At 72.9% G+C, this 16,157-nt stretch carries 14 protein-coding genes; 7 read left to right on the forward strand and 7 right to left on the reverse strand.

Features of this window, described 5'->3' with window-relative positions:
* Positions 1-71: 71 nt before the first annotated feature.
* Positions 72-686: a hypothetical protein gene (locus Q5530_RS29795; protein ID WP_415366139.1), complete on the reverse strand. Its 615-nt coding sequence runs from the start codon at positions 684-686 to the stop codon at positions 72-74.
* Between the two features lie 427 nt (positions 687-1,113).
* Between Q5530_RS29795 and Q5530_RS29800 the strand changes: the two genes are divergently transcribed.
* Positions 1,114-1,722 (forward strand): SGNH/GDSL hydrolase family protein, encoded by a 609-nt coding sequence (locus tag Q5530_RS29800; protein WP_415366140.1) that lies wholly within the window; start codon positions 1,114-1,116, stop codon positions 1,720-1,722.
* Position 1,723: 1 nt separating this feature from the next.
* On the opposite strand, the gene Q5530_RS29805 is transcribed toward Q5530_RS29800, so the two are convergent.
* Together Q5530_RS29805 and Q5530_RS29810 are read right to left on the reverse strand one after the other, a co-directional pair.
* The gene (locus Q5530_RS29805; RefSeq protein ID WP_415366141.1) at positions 1,724-2,026 is read right to left on the reverse strand and encodes an STAS domain-containing protein; all 303 of its coding nucleotides are present in this window, start codon (positions 2,024-2,026) and stop codon (positions 1,724-1,726) included.
* Positions 2,023-6,123 carry a SpoIIE family protein phosphatase gene (locus Q5530_RS29810; RefSeq protein ID WP_415366142.1) on the reverse strand — a complete coding sequence of 1,367 codons (4,101 nt, stop codon included), beginning with the start codon at positions 6,121-6,123 and terminating at the stop codon, positions 2,023-2,025. The genes Q5530_RS29805 and Q5530_RS29810 overlap by 4 nt, the downstream gene beginning before the upstream one ends.
* Before the next feature lie 272 nt (positions 6,124-6,395).
* On the opposite strand from Q5530_RS29810, the gene Q5530_RS29815 reads away from it, so the two are divergent.
* The gene (locus Q5530_RS29815) at positions 6,396-7,178 is read left to right on the forward strand and encodes a lysostaphin resistance A-like protein (protein ID WP_415366144.1); all 783 of its coding nucleotides are present in this window, start codon (positions 6,396-6,398) and stop codon (positions 7,176-7,178) included.
* A gap of 48 nt (positions 7,179-7,226) precedes the next feature.
* Here Q5530_RS29815 and Q5530_RS29820 read toward each other — a convergent pair whose 3' ends face one another.
* On the reverse strand, positions 7,227-8,669 hold the full coding sequence (locus Q5530_RS29820; protein ID WP_415366145.1) for a flavin monoamine oxidase family protein: 1,443 nt from the start codon (positions 8,667-8,669) through the stop codon (positions 7,227-7,229).
* 372 nt (positions 8,670-9,041) lie between these two features.
* The gene (locus Q5530_RS29825; RefSeq protein WP_415366146.1) at positions 9,042-10,202 is read right to left on the reverse strand and encodes a S1 family peptidase; all 1,161 of its coding nucleotides are present in this window, start codon (positions 10,200-10,202) and stop codon (positions 9,042-9,044) included.
* A 394-nt stretch (positions 10,203-10,596) separates the two neighbouring features.
* On the opposite strand from Q5530_RS29825, the gene Q5530_RS29830 reads away from it, so the two are divergent.
* The 5 genes from Q5530_RS29830 (at position 10,597) to Q5530_RS29850 (ending at position 14,663) form a co-directional block, all read left to right on the forward strand.
* Positions 10,597-11,337, forward strand: a complete 741-nt coding sequence (locus Q5530_RS29830) for a CPBP family intramembrane glutamic endopeptidase (RefSeq protein ID WP_380631890.1) — start codon at positions 10,597-10,599, stop codon at positions 11,335-11,337.
* Between the two features lie 60 nt (positions 11,338-11,397).
* Positions 11,398-11,802, forward strand: coding sequence for an MmcQ/YjbR family DNA-binding protein (locus tag Q5530_RS29835; protein ID WP_380631888.1), 405 nt, complete (start codon positions 11,398-11,400; stop codon positions 11,800-11,802).
* Positions 11,803-11,918: 116 nt separating this feature from the next.
* Complete coding sequence (gene trpB, locus Q5530_RS29840) at positions 11,919-13,091, forward strand: tryptophan synthase subunit beta (protein ID WP_415366186.1); 1,173 nt, start codon at positions 11,919-11,921, stop codon at positions 13,089-13,091.
* Positions 13,088-13,897 carry a tryptophan synthase subunit alpha gene (gene trpA, locus Q5530_RS29845; protein WP_415366147.1) on the forward strand — a complete coding sequence of 270 codons (810 nt, stop codon included), beginning with the start codon at positions 13,088-13,090 and terminating at the stop codon, positions 13,895-13,897. Before trpB ends, trpA begins: the two co-directional genes overlap by 4 nt.
* A 1-nt stretch (position 13,898) precedes the next feature.
* Positions 13,899-14,663 (forward strand): GntR family transcriptional regulator, encoded by a 765-nt coding sequence (locus Q5530_RS29850; RefSeq protein ID WP_415366148.1) that lies wholly within the window; start codon positions 13,899-13,901, stop codon positions 14,661-14,663.
* A 234-nt stretch (positions 14,664-14,897) separates the two neighbouring features.
* Here Q5530_RS29850 and Q5530_RS29855 read toward each other — a convergent pair whose 3' ends face one another.
* Together Q5530_RS29855 and Q5530_RS29860 are read right to left on the reverse strand one after the other, a co-directional pair.
* A complete protein-coding gene (locus tag Q5530_RS29855) occupies positions 14,898-15,347 on the reverse strand; it encodes an Imm1 family immunity protein (protein ID WP_415366149.1) in 450 nt (149 codons plus the stop codon).
* Positions 15,335-16,147, reverse strand: coding sequence for a DddA-like double-stranded DNA deaminase toxin (locus Q5530_RS29860; RefSeq protein ID WP_415366150.1), 813 nt, complete (start codon positions 16,145-16,147; stop codon positions 15,335-15,337). The genes Q5530_RS29855 and Q5530_RS29860 overlap by 13 nt, the downstream gene beginning before the upstream one ends.
* Positions 16,148-16,157 lie beyond the last annotated feature (10 nt).

Raw genomic sequence — 16,157 nt, forward strand, 5'->3', positions numbered from 1 at the left:
AGGACCGGGCGACCCGGCAACCGGACGTCGCCGAGTTCACCCGTTCCGGTCCCGTACCGGGAAAACCGGTGCTAGAACTGCCTCAGCCGAAGGGAGAGGTGACATCCCCCGATCCGGCTGTCGGTGTTCAAGCCGATGGTGATCGGCGCGCCGGGGCGAACCGAGTGCCACTCGTCCTGCGGGAGCGAGTTGACGCACTGCGGCTTCCCGTCCTCGACCTCGGCCCAGAACCGGATGTCGAGCGCGACATCGGTTCGCCCGGACATCGCGAAGGTGAGGTTGCAGTAACCTCCCCGGTCATCGGTGTCGGCCCTGATGGCGGATCCGAACGTGTGGGTCGGCGTAATGGGGAGCGGGAACACCCCCGTATTACCGCACTGCCCCGAATGGCCCCCTGGGCTCACCGCCCAGCCGTAGGTCAGCGCGAGCCCGGTGAGGTTGCTCGCCAAATCGCGGACGCCGAAGGCGAGCAGGCAACCACCGCGCCGGCTGTCGGTGTCGACGAGGAGCGCGTTGGTCCAGTCCGGCGACGGCGCCCACTGCTGCCCCGGGCTGACGCACTGCTTGTCGTGCCCGTCGTAGTTGAACGAAATTCCCAGCTCCGCGGGCGTTGCCGCCGCCCTGGGCCCCGCTGCGGCGGTGCCGGCGGTGACCGTCGTGGCCAGTGCCAGCCCGCACGTCAACATCGCGAGAACCCTACCCGGTGAACGTCCCACTCGTGCTCCTCCGCTGTGTGCGATCACTGCCCCTTCGGGGCCGAACCCGGCACCGCGCGATCTCGATTTCCCGGGGCACGCCACTTCCGTGGAAATACCCAGGACATCGCCGGCGACCGGACCGGACGCCACTCTCCAGAAAACCGCACCGCCGGACAAGCCACTGTTCGGGCGAGGCGCGCCACCGCAAATTTCCACCACCGCGAAGCGGTTGTCGGTGCGGAATTCCGCATTTACTCGCGACTCACCGCAGTACGGCGGAGATGTCGCACCTTTTTTTCACCGCCGCGGGTGATGCGGCGATCGGCACCGGGGTGCCGGCGGGCGCGCCCGGCCGCCGGTGTGACGCAGACCCCGAACGGGATCAACTCGACGGTCCGCGGCGTTGTACCGGGTGATGACGAACATTCTCCGCTTCCGCGTCCTCGGCGACTCGCTCGCCTTCGGCGTCGGGTGCACGAGCGCCGAGCAGACGTTGGGCCACCGCCTGGCCGACGTGCTGCGGGCGGACGGTCACCGGGTGGACCTCGGGGTCCACGCGGTGTCCGGCGCGCGGTCGATCGACCTGGCCGAGCAGGTGCGCGAAGCCCTGCCCGGCGGCGTCGACCTGGCGCTGCTCGTGATCGGCGCCAACGACCTGACCTCGTTCACCCCACCCGCGATCGGCGCCCGCCTGCTGCACGACGCCGTCACCAACCTCCGCCGAGCCGGCGCCCGGGTCGTGGTGGCGACCGCGCCGGACCTCGGCATCGTCTCCCACGTACCGCCCGCCTACCGCGAGCTCGTCTCGCGGGCCAGCGAGATGTACGCGCGGGCCCAGGCCGACGCCGTCCGGATCGCCGGCGGCACGGTCGCGACGGTCGGCCCCGAGCTGTTCACCAGGTTCAAGACCGACCCGGCGCTGTTCTCCGGCGACCGCTTCCACCCCTCGCCCACCGGGTACGCGCTCATCGCGGACGCCCTCGCGCCGCACGTGCGGGACGCGGCCGCGAACCGCGCCGCGTAGGTCACGGAACGGCCTGCTCGACCTCCACCAGCTCGGTCAGGCCGCACACCCGCAGCAGCGGGACCAGCAGGCGGGCGGCCACGATCCGGATGTGGTCCGCGTGCTGGAACAGCACGTTGAGCGCGGCGCTGTCGAGGTAGCCGACCCCGGTGAGGTCGACCGTCAGCGGCGTGCCGCGCTCGACGCCCGCCGCCACCGCGTCGGCGAACCCGTCGACGTTGGACAGGTCGATCTCGCCGGACGCCGTCAACAGCGGCGTGCCACCGGGCGTCCGGGAGGGGACCAGGGCGAGTTCTGCGGTCATGGGGAGATCCTCACGTCCATCTCGACGGTGGTGCCGGTCGGTCCGGGTTCGACCGCCACGTCCGCCACGAGCGCGCGGATCAGTTCGAGGCCCCGGCCCCGGTAACCGGTGGTGTCCGGCACCGCCCGCTTCCAGTGCCCGTCGTCGGTCACGGTCAGGTGCAGCCGGTCCACCGCCACGGACGCCTCCAGGCGGATCACCCCGGCGGGCAGGTCGCGGTAGGCGTGCTCGACCGCGTTGGCGCACGCCTCCCCCGCCGCGATGAGCACGTTCTGGACCTGCTCCTCGTCCAGGCCGCAGCGGGCGAGCCAGGCGCGCAGCGCGTGCCGCGTGGGCGCGAGCTGCGAGGTGTGCGCCGGGAACTCCACCACCAGCGGCGCGGGGTGGCGGTAGACCAGCAGCGCCACGTCGTCCTCGTAGCCGTCGTCCGGGGCCAGGTCGGTCATCAGCCGGGTGGCCAGCTCGTCCACCGGGCTGGTCCGGCCGTCCCGGACCGCGGTGGCCGCCTCGGTGATGCCCTCGTCCAGCGGGCGCCGCCGCCGCTCCACCAGGCCGTCGGTGTAGAGCACGAGGGTGGCGCGGGGCGGCACGACCGCGGTGGCCTCGGGCCGCGGCCGCTCCGGGCGCACCGCCAGCGGGATCGAGCGGCCGCCGTCGAGCAGCTCGGTGACACCGTCGGGGTGGGCCAGGATGCCCGGGGGGTGGCCCGCCGCCGAGTAGACGAGCTCGCCGCTGGCCGGGTCGAGCACGCCGCAGAACACGGTGGTGGACAGCGCGCCGGGCAGGGTCGCGGCGAAGCGGTCCAGGGCGCTGAGCGCCTGGGCCGGGCCGGAGTTCTGGAGCAGCAGCGCCCGGCACGCGCTGCGCAGCTGCCCCATCACGGTGGCCGCCTGGAGGCCGTGGCCGACGCAGTCGCCGACCACGATGCCGATGCGCCCGTCGGGCAGCCCGATGGTGTCGTACCAGTCGCCGCCGACGCGCAGCGGCCGCGTGGCGGGCTCGTAGCGCACCGCGAAGCCGTCGTGCAGGTGCGGCGGGCCGAGGATCGCGTGCTGGAGCGCGAGCGCGGTCTCCCGCTGCTGGTCGATCTGGTGCACGCGGTGCAGGCCCTGGCCGAGGTGCCCGGCGAGCAGCACCAGCAGCGTCCGGTCCTCCGCCGAGAAGGGCCGGTTCTCCCCCAGGTCGACCCAGATGACGACCACGCCGCGGGGGTGCTCCAGCGCGATGCCCGCGTGCCCCGTCCCGTCCGCGTGCGGGACGAGCGGCGGCGCGGCGCGCATGGCCTCGGTCGACGCGCGCAGCGACGGCGGCAGGTCGCCCCACCGGGTGTCGCCGCCCGCGCACACCACCTCCGGCTCGACCCCCGCGCCGAAGGTGACCGCGACGGCGCGCCGCGCGCCCCACAGCGAGCGCAGCTCCTCCAGCGCGCCGCCCAGCGCCTCGGCCACCGTGTCCGCCCGGGACAGCCTCAGGCTCAGCGCGGCCATCGCCGAGTCCCGCTGCACGGCGTAGTGCTCCGCGGTGACGTCCCGGAACGTGCCCACGAACATGTGTCGGCCGGTGTCGGGGTCGTGGACGCGGCTGTAGGCGGCGGCCACCCACAGCCGGTGCCCGTCGCGGTGGTCCACCGGGATGGTGCCGGAGCCCGCGCCCTTGTGCAGCATCGTGGACAGCCCGGCGCCGACGTCCACGGCGTCCTCGGGGAGCCACGGGTGCGGCAGCGCGTAGGGCAGCCCTTCCGGGCCATGGCCCAGGATCTCGGTGAACGCGGCGTTGATCTCGACCACCGTGCCCTCCTCGTCGCTGACGAAGAAGCCCTCGTGCAGCGAGTCGGTCAGCGCCGTGCGCCACGCCGCGTGGTGGTTGCGCAGCCGGGCCAGCTGCACGTTCGCCCGCACCCGGGCCAGCAGGTCCGCCGCCGAGAACGGCTTGACCAGGTAGTCGTCCGCGCCGGCCTCCAGGCCCTCGATGGACGCCTCCTGGCCGGCGCGCGCGGACAGCAGCAGCACCGGGACGCCGGCCGTGCGCTGGTCGGCGCGCAGCGCGGCGACCAGCGCCAGGCCGTCCAGGTGGGGCATCATCACGTCGCTGATGATCAGGTCCGGCCGGTGCAGGCGCGCGGCGTCCAGGGCGGCGCGGCCGTCGGTGACCGTGGTGACCGCGTAGGCGGGCGTGAGCAGCCGCCGGAGGTACTCGCGCATGTCGGCGTTGTCGTCGGCGATGAGCACCCTGGTCGGGGCATCGCCCGCGTGGGTGGGCGGGACCGCGCCGCGGCCGTCGCCGTCGCTCGCGAGGGGGTCGGCGGGTGCGTCCTCGACGGGCAGCCAGCGCAGCGCCTCCTGCACGAACGGCTCGGCCGTGCTCGACACCGCGGCCGGTCCGCCGGGCGCGCCCGGCGCGATCGCGTCCGGTGGCAGGTGCGCGGAGCCGAACGGCAGCCGGATGGTGAACTCGGTGCCCACGCCCTCGGTGCTCTCGGCGGTGATCGTGCCGCCGTGCAGGCCGACCAGCTCGCGCACCAGCGCCAGGCCGATGCCGCTGCCCTCGTTGGAGCGGGACCGGACGTTGTCGATGCGGTGGAACCGCTCGAACAGCCGCGGCTTCTCGTGCTCGGGCACGCCGGTGCCGGTGTCGGCGACGGTCAGCACGGCGTGGCCGTCCGCCTCCCCCAGCGAGACGCGGACCGAACCGTCGAAGGTGTACTTGAGGGCGTTGCTGAGCAGGTTCAGCACGACCTTCTCCCACATCTCCCGGTCCACGTGCACGGGAGCGCCCAGCGGCGGGCAGGTCACCTCGAACACCAGGCCGGCGCGCTCGACCGCGGACCGGAAGACGCTGGCCAGCTCGGCGGTGAACGCGGCGAGGTCCACCGGCTCGTAGCGCGCCCGCGTCCGGCCCGCCTCGATGCGGGAGAAGTCCAGCAGCGTGTTGACCAGCTTGCCCAGCCGCAGGCCGTTGCGGTGGATCGCCTCCAGCTCCTCCCGCACCCGCTCGTCGGCGTTCGCCGGCAGCCGCTCGCGCAGCTCCTGCACCGGGCCCATGATCAGGGTCAGCGGGGTGCGGAACTCGTGGCTGACGTTGGAGAAGAACGCGGTCTTCGCGCGGTCCAGCTCGGCCAGCTCCTCGGCGCGGCGCTGCTGGTCCTCGTAGGCGATCGCCGCGTTGACCAGTGCCGCGGTCTGCCGCGCGACCAGCTGGAGGAACGCCTCGTAGGCGTCGTCGAGCGAGCGGCCCGCGCTCGCGGCGAGCACCATCACGCCCACCGGCTCGCCGCCCGCGTCACCGGCCAGCGGCAGCACCATCGCCTCGGTGGGCGGGGTGCGCCAGCCGCCCGGAGGCAGCTCGCCGAACCGCTCGACCACGTCCCGCACCACCACCGGGAGACCGGTCTCCAGCACCTCGCGCAGCGGCCACCCGGCCGCGCCCCCGCGCCGGGTCCCGGGAGGACTGGTCGCGACCAGCGCGGGCTCGTCCGCCCCCGGCCGGCACAGGTGGACGGCGGCGAACGGCACGTCCGCGCCCGCCCGGCCCAGCGCGGCGGCCACCAGGTCGCACGCCTCCGCCACGCTGCGCGCGTTGCCCGCCTGCGCCCCGAGGTCGTGCAGCACGGCCAGCCGCCGTTCGCCGACCACGCGCTCGGTGGTGTCGCTGACCGCGGTGAACACGCCCCGCACCACGCCGTCGTCGTCGTGCAGCGGGCTGTAGGAGTAGGTCCAGTAGGTCTCCTCCGAGTAGCCGTGGCGGTTGACCGGCAGCAGGAGGTCCTCGGACCAGGTCGCCTCGCCGGAGTCCATCACCGACCGCAGCATCGGGCCGATGGTCTGCCAGATCTCGCTCCACACCTCCTCACCGGGCTTGTCCAGCGCGGGGTGCTTGCTTCCCAGCAGCGGCAGGTAGGCGTCGTTGTAGAGGAACCTCAGCTCCTCGTCCCACCACACGATCATGGGGAAGCGCGAGGTGAGGCAGATCCGCACGGCCGTCTTCAGCGCGGCGGGCCACGTCTCCGGCGCGCCGGTGGCGCCGCGCGCCCACGGGTGCGCGCGCATCCGCCGGGCCATCTCGCTGCGGCCGGGGAACACCAGGTCGGCCGGGGTCACCGCGGCACCTCCCCCGCTACGGCGCCGTGGGACCGGGGTGAGGGCCGCACGTCACCCCTCGGAGGCGCGGACGACCGCGCACGTGTGTTCGGGGAAGCTGACACCGGTCACCCCAGGCTGATCGGTCGGGCACATGCCAGGCATCTTTCCCCGTGCGCGCACGATCTACACGACAGGACGGCGGGTTCACGCCGACCGTGTCGGACGACCGGGTCCGACGACCGGGTCCGGGCCGAGTTGCGCCGGACGGGCGGTCCGGGTTATCCACGGTCGTGACCGTTGCCGAGAACGACCCGTCGCCGCCGGCGACGCCCACCGCCGGGCGCGGACGGGCCGGGCTGCTGATGTTCGCCGTGTTCGCCGCCGCCCAGGCGACGATGGTGCTGGCGTCGGTGCTGGTGCTGCTGCCGTTCACCGCGGCCGACCCCGCGCTGCTCGACGACGGCGGGCTGCCGCCCTGGCCGCTGCTGACGCTGCTGGTCGTGCCGATCACGCTGGCCGCGCTCGTCGCGGTGGCCGGGACGGCGTGGCTGGGCGGCGGGCCGCGGGCCGGGCGGGCGCGGCGCGAGCTGGCGTTCCGCTGGAACTGGCGCGACCTGGGCATCGGTCTCGGGCTGGGCGCGGGCGGGCTGGCGCTCACCCTGCCCGCGGCGGCGCTGTGGGCGAGGTGGGTCGGCGACGAGCAGGCCACGTCCGCGGTCGGCGACGCGTTCGCCGGTCGTGAGCTGGGCCCGCTGCCCGCGGTGGTCGCCTTCCTCGCCGTGTGGCTCATCGCGCCCCTCGGGGAGGAGGTGCTGTTCCGGGGCGCGCTGTGGCGGGCGCTGGAGCGGTGGGGCTGGAACCGCTGGGTGGTGTTCGCGGTGACCAGCGCCGTGTTCTCCCTGGCACACCTGGAACTGCTGCGCACCCCGCTGCTGCTGGTGCTGTCCATCCCGCTGGGCCTGGCCCGCCTGCTCACCGGCAACCTGCTCGCCTCGGTGGTGGCCCACCAGGTCAACAACTTCCTGCCCGCGGTGGCCCTGCTGCTGGTCACCACCGGCGCCCTGCCGGGCTGAGCCCAGCTCGACCGGCCCGCCACCCGTCCGGGTGGCGGGCCGGAACCGTCAGTCCTTCCAGGGCATCTCGCCGCGCATCCCCTCGTGGATGGCGTAGGCGTTCTTGACCGCCGCCTTCAGCGCGCCCTCCACCCACCGGCGGTGCCGCCGGTCGCACGCGTCGTTGGCGAACCACACCCGGTTCACCGGCCGGATGACGTCCTCGTAGAAGCCCTCGCTCATCTCGAAGGCGCGGAACAGCGGGCCGATGCCGCAGGCGTACCAGTCCAGCGCCCAGTCCTTGTAGACGCCGAACTCGAAGGTGTCCCTCGCCTCGGGGTGGATCTTGGCCAGGTCCTCCAGCGCCTGCGCCACGCACTCGTCGCCGGCCAGCGGCGTGTAGGGCATGCTGTCCTGCTCCCAGCAGTAGGACGCGATCATCACGCCCTTGCGGAACCGGCGGTCCTGCCCGGCCGGCGGGTAGACCACGTTGCGGATCGCCAGGTCGGTGACGGTCAGGCCGTGGGTGATGCCGTACGCGCTCTCCCACCAGCGCTCGCTGAACTGCATGAACAGCTTGTGCGCGCGGCCGTAGTAGGTGTTGCGGATCGCGTACCACTTGTCCGAGTCGAGCCCGCTGATCTCCATGTGGCGCAGGCTGGCGAACGGGACGGTGACGATGCACTCGTCGGCGGTGACCACGTGCGACTGGCGACCGGTCCGGTAGTGCACGCGCACGTCCGCGTCGCCCTGGTCGACGGCGTGGACCTGGGCGCCCAGCCGGATGTCGTCCATCAGCCGCTCCTCGAACGCGCGCGGCAGGCTGTCCGCGCCGTCGACGATGTAGACGAGGTCGCCGAACACGTCCTCGTAGAAGTGCGAGAACCACTCGACCAGCGAGAAGTGGTAGCGGCCCTCCAGGTTGAACAGCGGTCCGAGCATGGACAGCGCGCCGTCGCTGAGACCGCGCTCCTTGAGGTAGCCGAGCAGGGTGTACCGGTCGTAGTCCGTCAGGATCCGGTGCCACGCCTTGTCCTGGTCCTCCTGCTCCATGATGTCGACGAGCGGCTTCACCGTGTGCCGCAGCAGTTCGTGCGGCGCTTTGTCCGCCTCGTCGGGCAGCAGGTCGAAGTTGAACTGGTCGGCGCTGAAATCCCGGCGGCGCACGCCTTTTCCCTGGAGGTACACGAACGTGTCCTCGTCGTACATCGGGAACGGCTGGGTCGCCAACCCGAACCGGTCCCGGATCAGGTGCTGCACCAGCGGGTGCTGCTCGGGGAAGCGCATCGCGCCGAACTCGCCGTACATGTCGCCCGCGAACCCGCGGTGGGTCAGGATCCGGCCACCCAGCCGGTTCTGCCCCTCCAGGATGGTCACCTCGTGACCGGCCTCCTTGAGCAGCAGACCGGCGGTCAAGCCGGCCATCCCCGCGCCGACGACGACGATCCGCCGCTTCGGCGCCGAGCTTTCCGGCAAACCCTCCCGGAGCAGGTCGAGGACTTCCAGCGTCATGAGGTCACCTCACCGTTGTGCGATATCCACCGCGTACCGCGGAAATGACAGGAGAGGCGGCCATCCTCGAATATGGACCGTACTCGCGCGGATGACGGACGACCACACCCCGATGGGGTGAGCCTGGTTTACCGTGGAATAAGGAAAAAGAACGTGCGGAACGCGGTCCCGGGGTGCCGGACGGATGCGGCTGCCACCGAACGGGTCGCCGGGGTCACTCGGTCAGGTGGCGGGGCGCGTTCTCGGGCCGGCCCGGGTGTTCCCGGACGGGTGACGGGGCCACATCGGGTGCACCCGGTCGTGACGGCGCCCCGACCGGATCCGCGGGAAGCGGTCGGTCGGGGCGCCGGAGCCACGCCGGGGCGCGGCGGTCTAGGTCAGGACGAGCGACAGGCCGTAGGCGGCCAGGATCGGGTTGACCTCCTGGTAGAAGGTGGTCCCGCCGGTCGAGCAGTTGCCCGAGCCGCCCGAGGTCACGCCCTGGGCCTGGTTGGAGCTGAGCCACGAGCCGCCGGAGTCGCCGGGCTCGGCGCAGACGTTCGTGCGCGTCAGGTTGTAGATGGTGCCCTGCGGGTAGTTCACGGTCTGGCCGCGGGCCTCGATGTAGTTGCACCGCACGCCGGTGGTCGAGCCGGAGCGGCACACCCCGGAGCCCACCGGGACCTGCGCGGAGCCGCGCACGTAGTACCAGTAGCCGTCGTAGCCCTCCATGTAGCCCCAGAGGTTCACGCCCGCGACGGTCCGCACCCACGCGTAGTCGTAGTAGGGGAACGTGGAGCCCGCGAAGTAGCCGTAGAGCGCGCCGTACTGGTCGGTGGCCTGCGCACCGGGGGTGCCGCAGTGGCCCGCGGTGACGAAGCCGCCGTGCACGGCGAAGCCGATGGAGCACCGGCCCGCGTTGTTGATCCAGTACGGCCAGCCGCCGACGACGTCGGCGTACGGCACGGGCGAGTGGTCCTCCTCGACCACGCGCACGGCGCCGTGGACGGCCTTGGCGGTGGCGAGGAAGGACTCCACCGCCGCGTCGACCCGGTGGCGGTTGACCGTGACGACGACCGCGTTGGTCCGCACGTCGACGTACCAGCCGTTGACGCCCGCCGGCGCGGCCTTGCCCGCCTGGCGGTCGATGGCCGTCTTGGCGGCGTCGAGCTGGGCGTAGGTGTGCGCGACGGGCACGACGGTGACGTCGAGGCCGGTCCTGGCGGTGGCGGCCTCACCCGCGACCGCGACCGCGAGCCTGCCGGTCGCGGGGTCGAACCAGCTGCCCGCGTACGAGGAGCCGTAGAGCTTGCGGGCGAGGAGTTCGGCGCCCCGGGCCTTCTCCTCCTGGGCCAGGCGCGTCTCGACGCCCTGGGAGGTGAGGCCGAAGTCGCGCTTCATCGCCTCGGCCATGCCGAGGGACGCGCGGGGCGCGGAGGTCGAGGAGGTGGCGACGACCTCGGCCGGGGCGGCGGCCGCGGGCAGGGACGGCACGGCGAGACCGACCGCGAAGACGACCGCGCCGACTAATCGGACAGTGCGTGAAGAAGTCACTTGAGCAGCCCTTTCACACCTGGGAGCAGGGGGTGCACCGGCCGTTCGCCCGGGGGGTTGGTGCGCGGAGTTCCGAGGCGGGCCGGTGTCGGTATGAACAAACCAGATGATCAACCATAAGGTTACTTTCTCACTCGATGCACCCGTACCGCCGAGTCGGTGGTGTTCCCGGCGCGGCCCGAGCGGACCGACCGGCGATCGATCACCCCTGGTGACGTTCGTGCCGGGCATCGGGCGGGTAACCCCCGGGCGGACGCTCGTCCACCGTTCGCGGACGCGACACCGCCGTCCGATCGGAGCCAGACCGGCACATCGAGGTGGAGCCTTGTCCGGTGAAATCGGAATAACTTTCACGTCCAGCCGTGCGGACGAGGCTCACGAACCTCCGGGGCGGGTGTCCGCACCGGCTCGGGGACTGCGCGCGGGCTGGGCGATGGTGGCCGTGTTCCTCACCGCCGGCGCGGTGCTGCTGCTGGTCGCGGCACTGGTGCTGCTCCCCTTCGCCTTCGCCGACCCCGAGGTGCTCGACGGGCCGCTGCCGTCGTGGCCGCTGCTCGCCCTGCTGGTCGTGCCGCCGTCGCTGGCGGCGCTGGCCGCGCTGGTGGGCACCGTGGTGGTCGGCGCGGGCCCGAGAGCCGGGCGCGTGCGCCGCGAACTGGCCCTGCGCTGGGACCCCGTCGCCGTCAAGAAGGGCGTCCAGCTGGGCTTCGGCGGCCTGCTGCTCGCGATCCCGGCCGCGGCGCTGTGGACCGCGTGGGTGGGCGACGACCAGGCCACCTCGGCCGTCGGCGAGGAGTTCACCGACCGGCTGCTCGGCCCGGTGCCCGCCCTGGTCGCGTTCGCCGCCCTGTGGCTGCTCGCCCCGCTGGCCGAGGAGGTCCTCTTCCGGGGCGTGCTCTGGCGGGCGCTGGAGCACTGGCGCTGGAACCGCTGGCTCATCTTCACCGCCACCACCGCGGTGTTCGCCGTCGCGCACCTGGAACTGCTGCGCACCCCCCTGCTGCTCCTGCTGTCGGTGCCCATCGGGCTGGCGCGGGTGTTCACCGGCAACCTGCTCACCTGCGTGGTGGCCCACCAGGTCAACAACTTCCTGCCCGCCGTGGCGCTCCTGCTCACCACCACCGGCGTGTGGTGACCGCCACCGGAATTGTCGGGGGTCGCCGATAACGTCCGCGTCGAGCGGAAGGAGGGGACCGTGGGGGACCCGGACGAGGTGGTCGAGCGGTTGCGGCGGATCTGCCTGGCGCTGCCCGAGGCGGTCGAGGAGCCGGCGTGGCGGGGCACGCGGTGGCGGATCCGCGCCACGACGTTCGCGCACGTGCTGGAGGTCGAGGGCGGCGATCCGCCGTCGTACGCGAAGGCGGCGGGCACGGACGGGCCGGTGAGCGTGATGACGTTCCGGTCGGAGGGGGCGGAACTGGGCGCGCTGAGGCACGCCGGTCACCCGTTCTTCTCCGTGACGTGGGCGGAGAACGTGATCGGCGTGGTGCTGGACGAGGACGTGGACTGGGAGGAGGTCACCGAGCTGGTGACCGAGAGCTACTGCGCGTCGGCGCCGCAGAAGCTGGTGGACCTGGTGCACCGGCCGGCCGAGGTCTGACGGGGCGCCGAGCCCCGGAGGCGACACGCTCCGGAACGACCCGTGCCGCCTCCGGGATTCCCGCTTGCCCATCCCACTGGAAGACATCTAGAGTTCTAGATGTGTCAACCGATGAGATGTCGTTGATGGCCGAGCCCGACGCGACCGGCCGGTTCGGGCGGTTCGGGGGCCGTTACCTGCCCGAGGCGCTGGTGCCCGCCGCCAAGGCGGTGGAGGCGGCGTTCCGCGAGGCGTGGTCCGACCCCGCGTTCACCACCGAGTACCACCGGCTCCTCACCACCTACGCGGGCCGCCCGACACCGATCACCGAGTGCGCCCGACTGTCCGGCGCGCTGGGCGTGCGCGTGCTGCTCAAGCGGGAGGATCTCGCCCACACGGGGTCGCACAAGATCAACAACGTGCTGGGCCAGGCCCTGCTCGCCCGCCGGATGGGCAAGCGCAAGCTGATCGCCGAGACCGGAGCCGGCCAGCACGGCGTCGCCTCCGCGACCGCCGCGGCGCTGCTGGGCCTGTCCTGCACCGTCTACATGGGCGAGACCGACGTGCGGCGCCAGGAGCTGAACGTCTTCCGCATGGGGTTGCTGGGCGCGGAGGTGGTGCCCGTCGCCTCGGCCACCGGCACCGGCACGTTGAAGGAGGCGACCAACGCCGCGCTGCGCGCCTGGGTCGGCGAGACCGAGGAGGCGCACTACTGCATCGGCTCCGTCATGGGCCCGCACCCCTACCCGTGGCTGGTGCGGGAGTTCCAGCGGGTGATCGGCGACGAGGCCCGCGCCCAGTGCGCCGAGCTGCTGCCGACCGCGGTGCCGGACGTGGTGGTCGCGTGCGTCGGCGGCGGGTCGAACGCGGCGGGCACGTTCGCCGGGTTCGTCGACACGCCGGCCGGGCTCGTCGGGGTCGAGGCCGCCGGCGGCAGCGCGGTCGACAAGGGCGTGCCCGGCGTGCTGCACGGGTTCACGTCCCACTTCCTCCAGGACGAGTCTCAGGTGCTCGAAGCGCACTCGATCTCCGCCGGCCTCGACTACCCCGGCGTCGGCCCGGAGCACGTGCACCTCGCCGAGACCGGGCGCGCCCGCTACCCCAGCGTCACCGACGAGCAGGCGCTGCGGGCGCTGGAGCTGGTCACGCGGTTGGAGGGCATCCTGCCCGCCCTGGAGTCGGCGCACGCCCTGGCGTGGGTGGTCGACGCCGCCGCGACCGGTGAGCTGCCGCCCGGCTCGACGGTCCTGGTCACGCTGTCCGGCCGGGGAGACAAGGACGTCCGGCAGATCAGGGAGGCCCTGCGATGAGCATTGCCGGTGTGGCCGAACACCTCAGGGCGGCCGGGCGGCCCCTGCTGGTGCCCTACGTGATGGCTGGGGTCGTGCCCGACTGGGTCGAGCTGGTGCGGGACGTGGCGGCGGCCGGGGCCGACGCGGTCGAGGTCGGGCTGCCCTTCTCCGACCCGATGCTCGACGGCCCGACCGTGCAGTGGGCGGCCGCGCGGGCGCTCGAACGGGGCGGGCGGCCGCGGGCCCTGCTCGACGAGCTGGCCGGGCTCGACCTCGACGTGCCGCTGGTCGTGATGACCTACGCGAACGTGGCGACCACGCTGGTGCCGGAGCACGGGGTGGCCGGGTTCGTCGACCACCTGGCGGCGGTGGGCGTGCGGGGCGTGATCGTGCCGGACCTGCCGCTGGAGGAGTCCGCGGAGTACCGGGCACGAGCAGCGGCGGCCGGGGTCGACGCGGTGCTGCTGGCGGCGCCCTCGTGCGACGACGACCGGTGCCGGGAGATCGCGCGGGCCTCGGCGGGGTTCGTCTACTGCATGAGTTCGATGCGCGTCACCGGCGAGCGGGACGACCTGGCCGCGAGCGCGGTGACCAACGCCCGCCGCCTCAGGGGGATGACCGACCTGCCGGTGATCACCGGGTTCGGCATCTCCACACCCGCGCAGGCGGTCCGGGCGTGCGAGGACGCGGACGGCGTGGTGGTGGCCTCCGCGCTGGTGCGGCTGCTGGCCGACGGCGGGCCCGCCGGGGCGGTGGTCGAGGCCGTGGCGGGGTTCCGCGCCGCGCTATCCTCGGCGTCCCAGCGGAGTGAGGGAGCGCCCTGAGGTGAACGGCCGGCGGTCGGGCCTGGAGTCGCGGGTGCCCAAGTACCTCGCCATCTACCGGGTGCTGGCCGACCGGATCGCAGGAGGGCACTACCCGGCCGACGCGCCGCTGCCCGCGCAGCGGGAGCTGGTCGAGGAGTTCGACGTCTCGCTGATGACCGTCCGGCAGGCGATTCAGGCGCTGGAGGCCGACGGCCTGCTGGAGACGCGGCACGGTGTGGGCACGTTCGTCCGGGCGCCCGGCTTCTCCTACGGCCTGACCGGGTTGCGGAGCCTGGCGCAGGAGCTGGTGGAGCAGGGCATCGAGCTGGAGACCGAGGTGCTCGGCGCGGACCTGGTCGACCCGCCCGCGGACGTGGGCGCGCGCCTGCGGGTCCCGCCGGGTGGTCGGGTGCTGGCCGTCGAGCGGTTGCGCGGCGCCGGCGGGTCGCCGCTGCTGCTCCAGACCTCGTACCTGGCGCCGGGGGTCGGGGGTCGGGTCGACGTCGAGCGGTTGCGCGAGCGGTCGCTCTACCTGGTGCTGGAGGAGCTGGGCACGCCGGTGCGGGAGGCGAGCGAGACGATCCGGGCGGTCGCGCTGACCCCGCCGCAGGCGGAGGTGCTCGGCCTGCCACCCGGTTCGCCGGCCCTGCTCAGCTGCCGGCTTAGCCGCGGTGACGGCGGCGTCCCCCTGGTCGACGACCGCGCGCTGCTGGTCGGGGACACCGCGATCACCGCCGAGCGTGCGGCCTCGGGCACCGAGCTGTCCTACGGGCCGCCGTCCTGAACGTGCAACTCGGGGGTCCTGAACGTACGACACGGTGGGCCTGAACGTACGACACGGTGGGCCTGAACGTACGACTCGCGGGACGTCGGGGCTGTGAACAGGTGGTTGGGGGGTATGCGCGTCGTCTGCGGTAGCCGCCTGAACGGCGCTGGGAACGCCGCAGAACCGACCACGGGCCCCGGGAACGTCCGGGGTACCGGCCGGGGCAGGAACTACGCCGTGCGCCCAGCCGGGTCACTGGAACGGTGTGGGGTACCAGGGGGGCGGGGTGTGCCAGCGGGGGCCTTCGGGCCGTTGTCCCCCGGTGGTCATGAACTCGTGGGCGGCACGGCGTACGACGGCGGCCGGGATTTCGGAGTCCGGCGGGTATTCGGTGTCGGCCGACATGAAGTAGTACAGGATCGGTTCGGCTTCGGCCCATTCCGGTCCGGGCGTGGCTTTGCCGAACCACAGGCCCTCCGACGAGGAGTAGATCAGGGTTCCTTGGTTCGTGCTGCCGCGCAGTCCCACGCTCAGCGCCACCTGGTGTGCGGGCCCGTCCGCCGGTTCGGCCAACCTGAATTCGATCAGGGTCCGGTAACCCCATTCGGCCGCCTGGTTCAACACGGCGTCCAGTTCGTCCGCCGTGGCGACCGTCTCCGGTTGGTCTTTGGCGGGGTCGTACGCCGCGATCAGCGCCACCACGGTTGTGCTCCTCCTGTGTAGCGTTTGTGGAAACGGGTGCCGTTGGGCAACTGCCCGTGCACTGTGAGCGTGGAACCCTCGGGCAGCAGAACAGGCACGAGGGTGTCGCAACTGTCGGGGAAGTTGCGGCAGGGCGTGTTGTTGATGACCACTTCGGCGTGGGTGATCCCGTTCGCCGCCATGTGCGCGGCCACCTTCATCTCCACATCACCCGACCGTCGGGTGCCCGTGCGCAGTCCCATGCGCGCGAGCTGGCTCTGCACCAGCGCCGAACGGGGGTCGAACCCGCTGGTGACCGGCTCTGCCGTGCCGTCCGCCGAGTTGATCCACTGTCCCACGGTCTTCTGCCCGCTCCCGGTGACGACAGGAGGGGGCAGCGTACGACGGATCGCCTCCACCCGTTCACGCGACATCGCGACCGGTTCGGCCCGGCCGACCGGCGGTCGTTGCGACGGCTGCACCGGGGGTGGCTGCGTCGGGGGCCGTGCGGGCAGTAGAGCGATCGGGGCCGGTCCTGGGGTGCTGGTGACCGCCAGGTGGTCCGCGTGGCTCTGGGCGGCTTTCACGGCTTCGTTCAGCAGGGGCCAGTAGTGGCCCTTGCAGGCGTCCACCACCCCGCCGAACGCGGCCAGCACCCGTGCCCCGTCCGCGTCGAGGTGCCGCGCGCCCTCCAACGCGCGAGCGAGCATGTCGTGTGCCTCCTGGGCCAGGTCTTCCGCCTGTTCGAGCGCGGCCCGTGCCTGCTCGCCCTTCGCGCAAGCGGCCCGGACCTGTGCCGTCACCTCCCGGGTTGACGCCATCCTGTCCACC

Origin of the sequence: Saccharothrix sp. BKS2, assembly GCF_047689505.1 — a bacterium.
Lineage (GTDB): Bacteria > Actinomycetota > Actinomycetes > Mycobacteriales > Pseudonocardiaceae > Actinosynnema > Actinosynnema lopnurensis.

Excerpts from the sequence above, each read along its gene's own strand:
- Q5530_RS29795 (WP_415366139.1), bottom strand. The coding sequence starts at position 686 with ATGTTGACGTGCGGGCTGGCACTGGCCACGACGGTCACCGCCGGCACC.
- Q5530_RS29800 (WP_415366140.1), top strand. The coding sequence starts at position 1,114 with ATGACGAACATTCTCCGCTTCCGCGTCCTCGGCGACTCGCTCGCCTTC.
- Q5530_RS29805 (WP_415366141.1), bottom strand. The coding sequence starts at position 2,026 with ATGACCGCAGAACTCGCCCTGGTCCCCTCCCGGACGCCCGGTGGCACG.
- Q5530_RS29820 (WP_415366145.1), bottom strand. The coding sequence starts at position 8,669 with ATGACGCTGGAAGTCCTCGACCTGCTCCGGGAGGGTTTGCCGGAAAGC.
- trpB (WP_415366186.1), top strand. The coding sequence starts at position 11,919 with ATGTCGTTGATGGCCGAGCCCGACGCGACCGGCCGGTTCGGGCGGTTC.
- trpA (WP_415366147.1), top strand. The coding sequence starts at position 13,088 with ATGAGCATTGCCGGTGTGGCCGAACACCTCAGGGCGGCCGGGCGGCCC.
- Q5530_RS29860 (WP_415366150.1), bottom strand. The coding sequence starts at position 16,147 with ATGGCGTCAACCCGGGAGGTGACGGCACAGGTCCGGGCCGCTTGCGCG.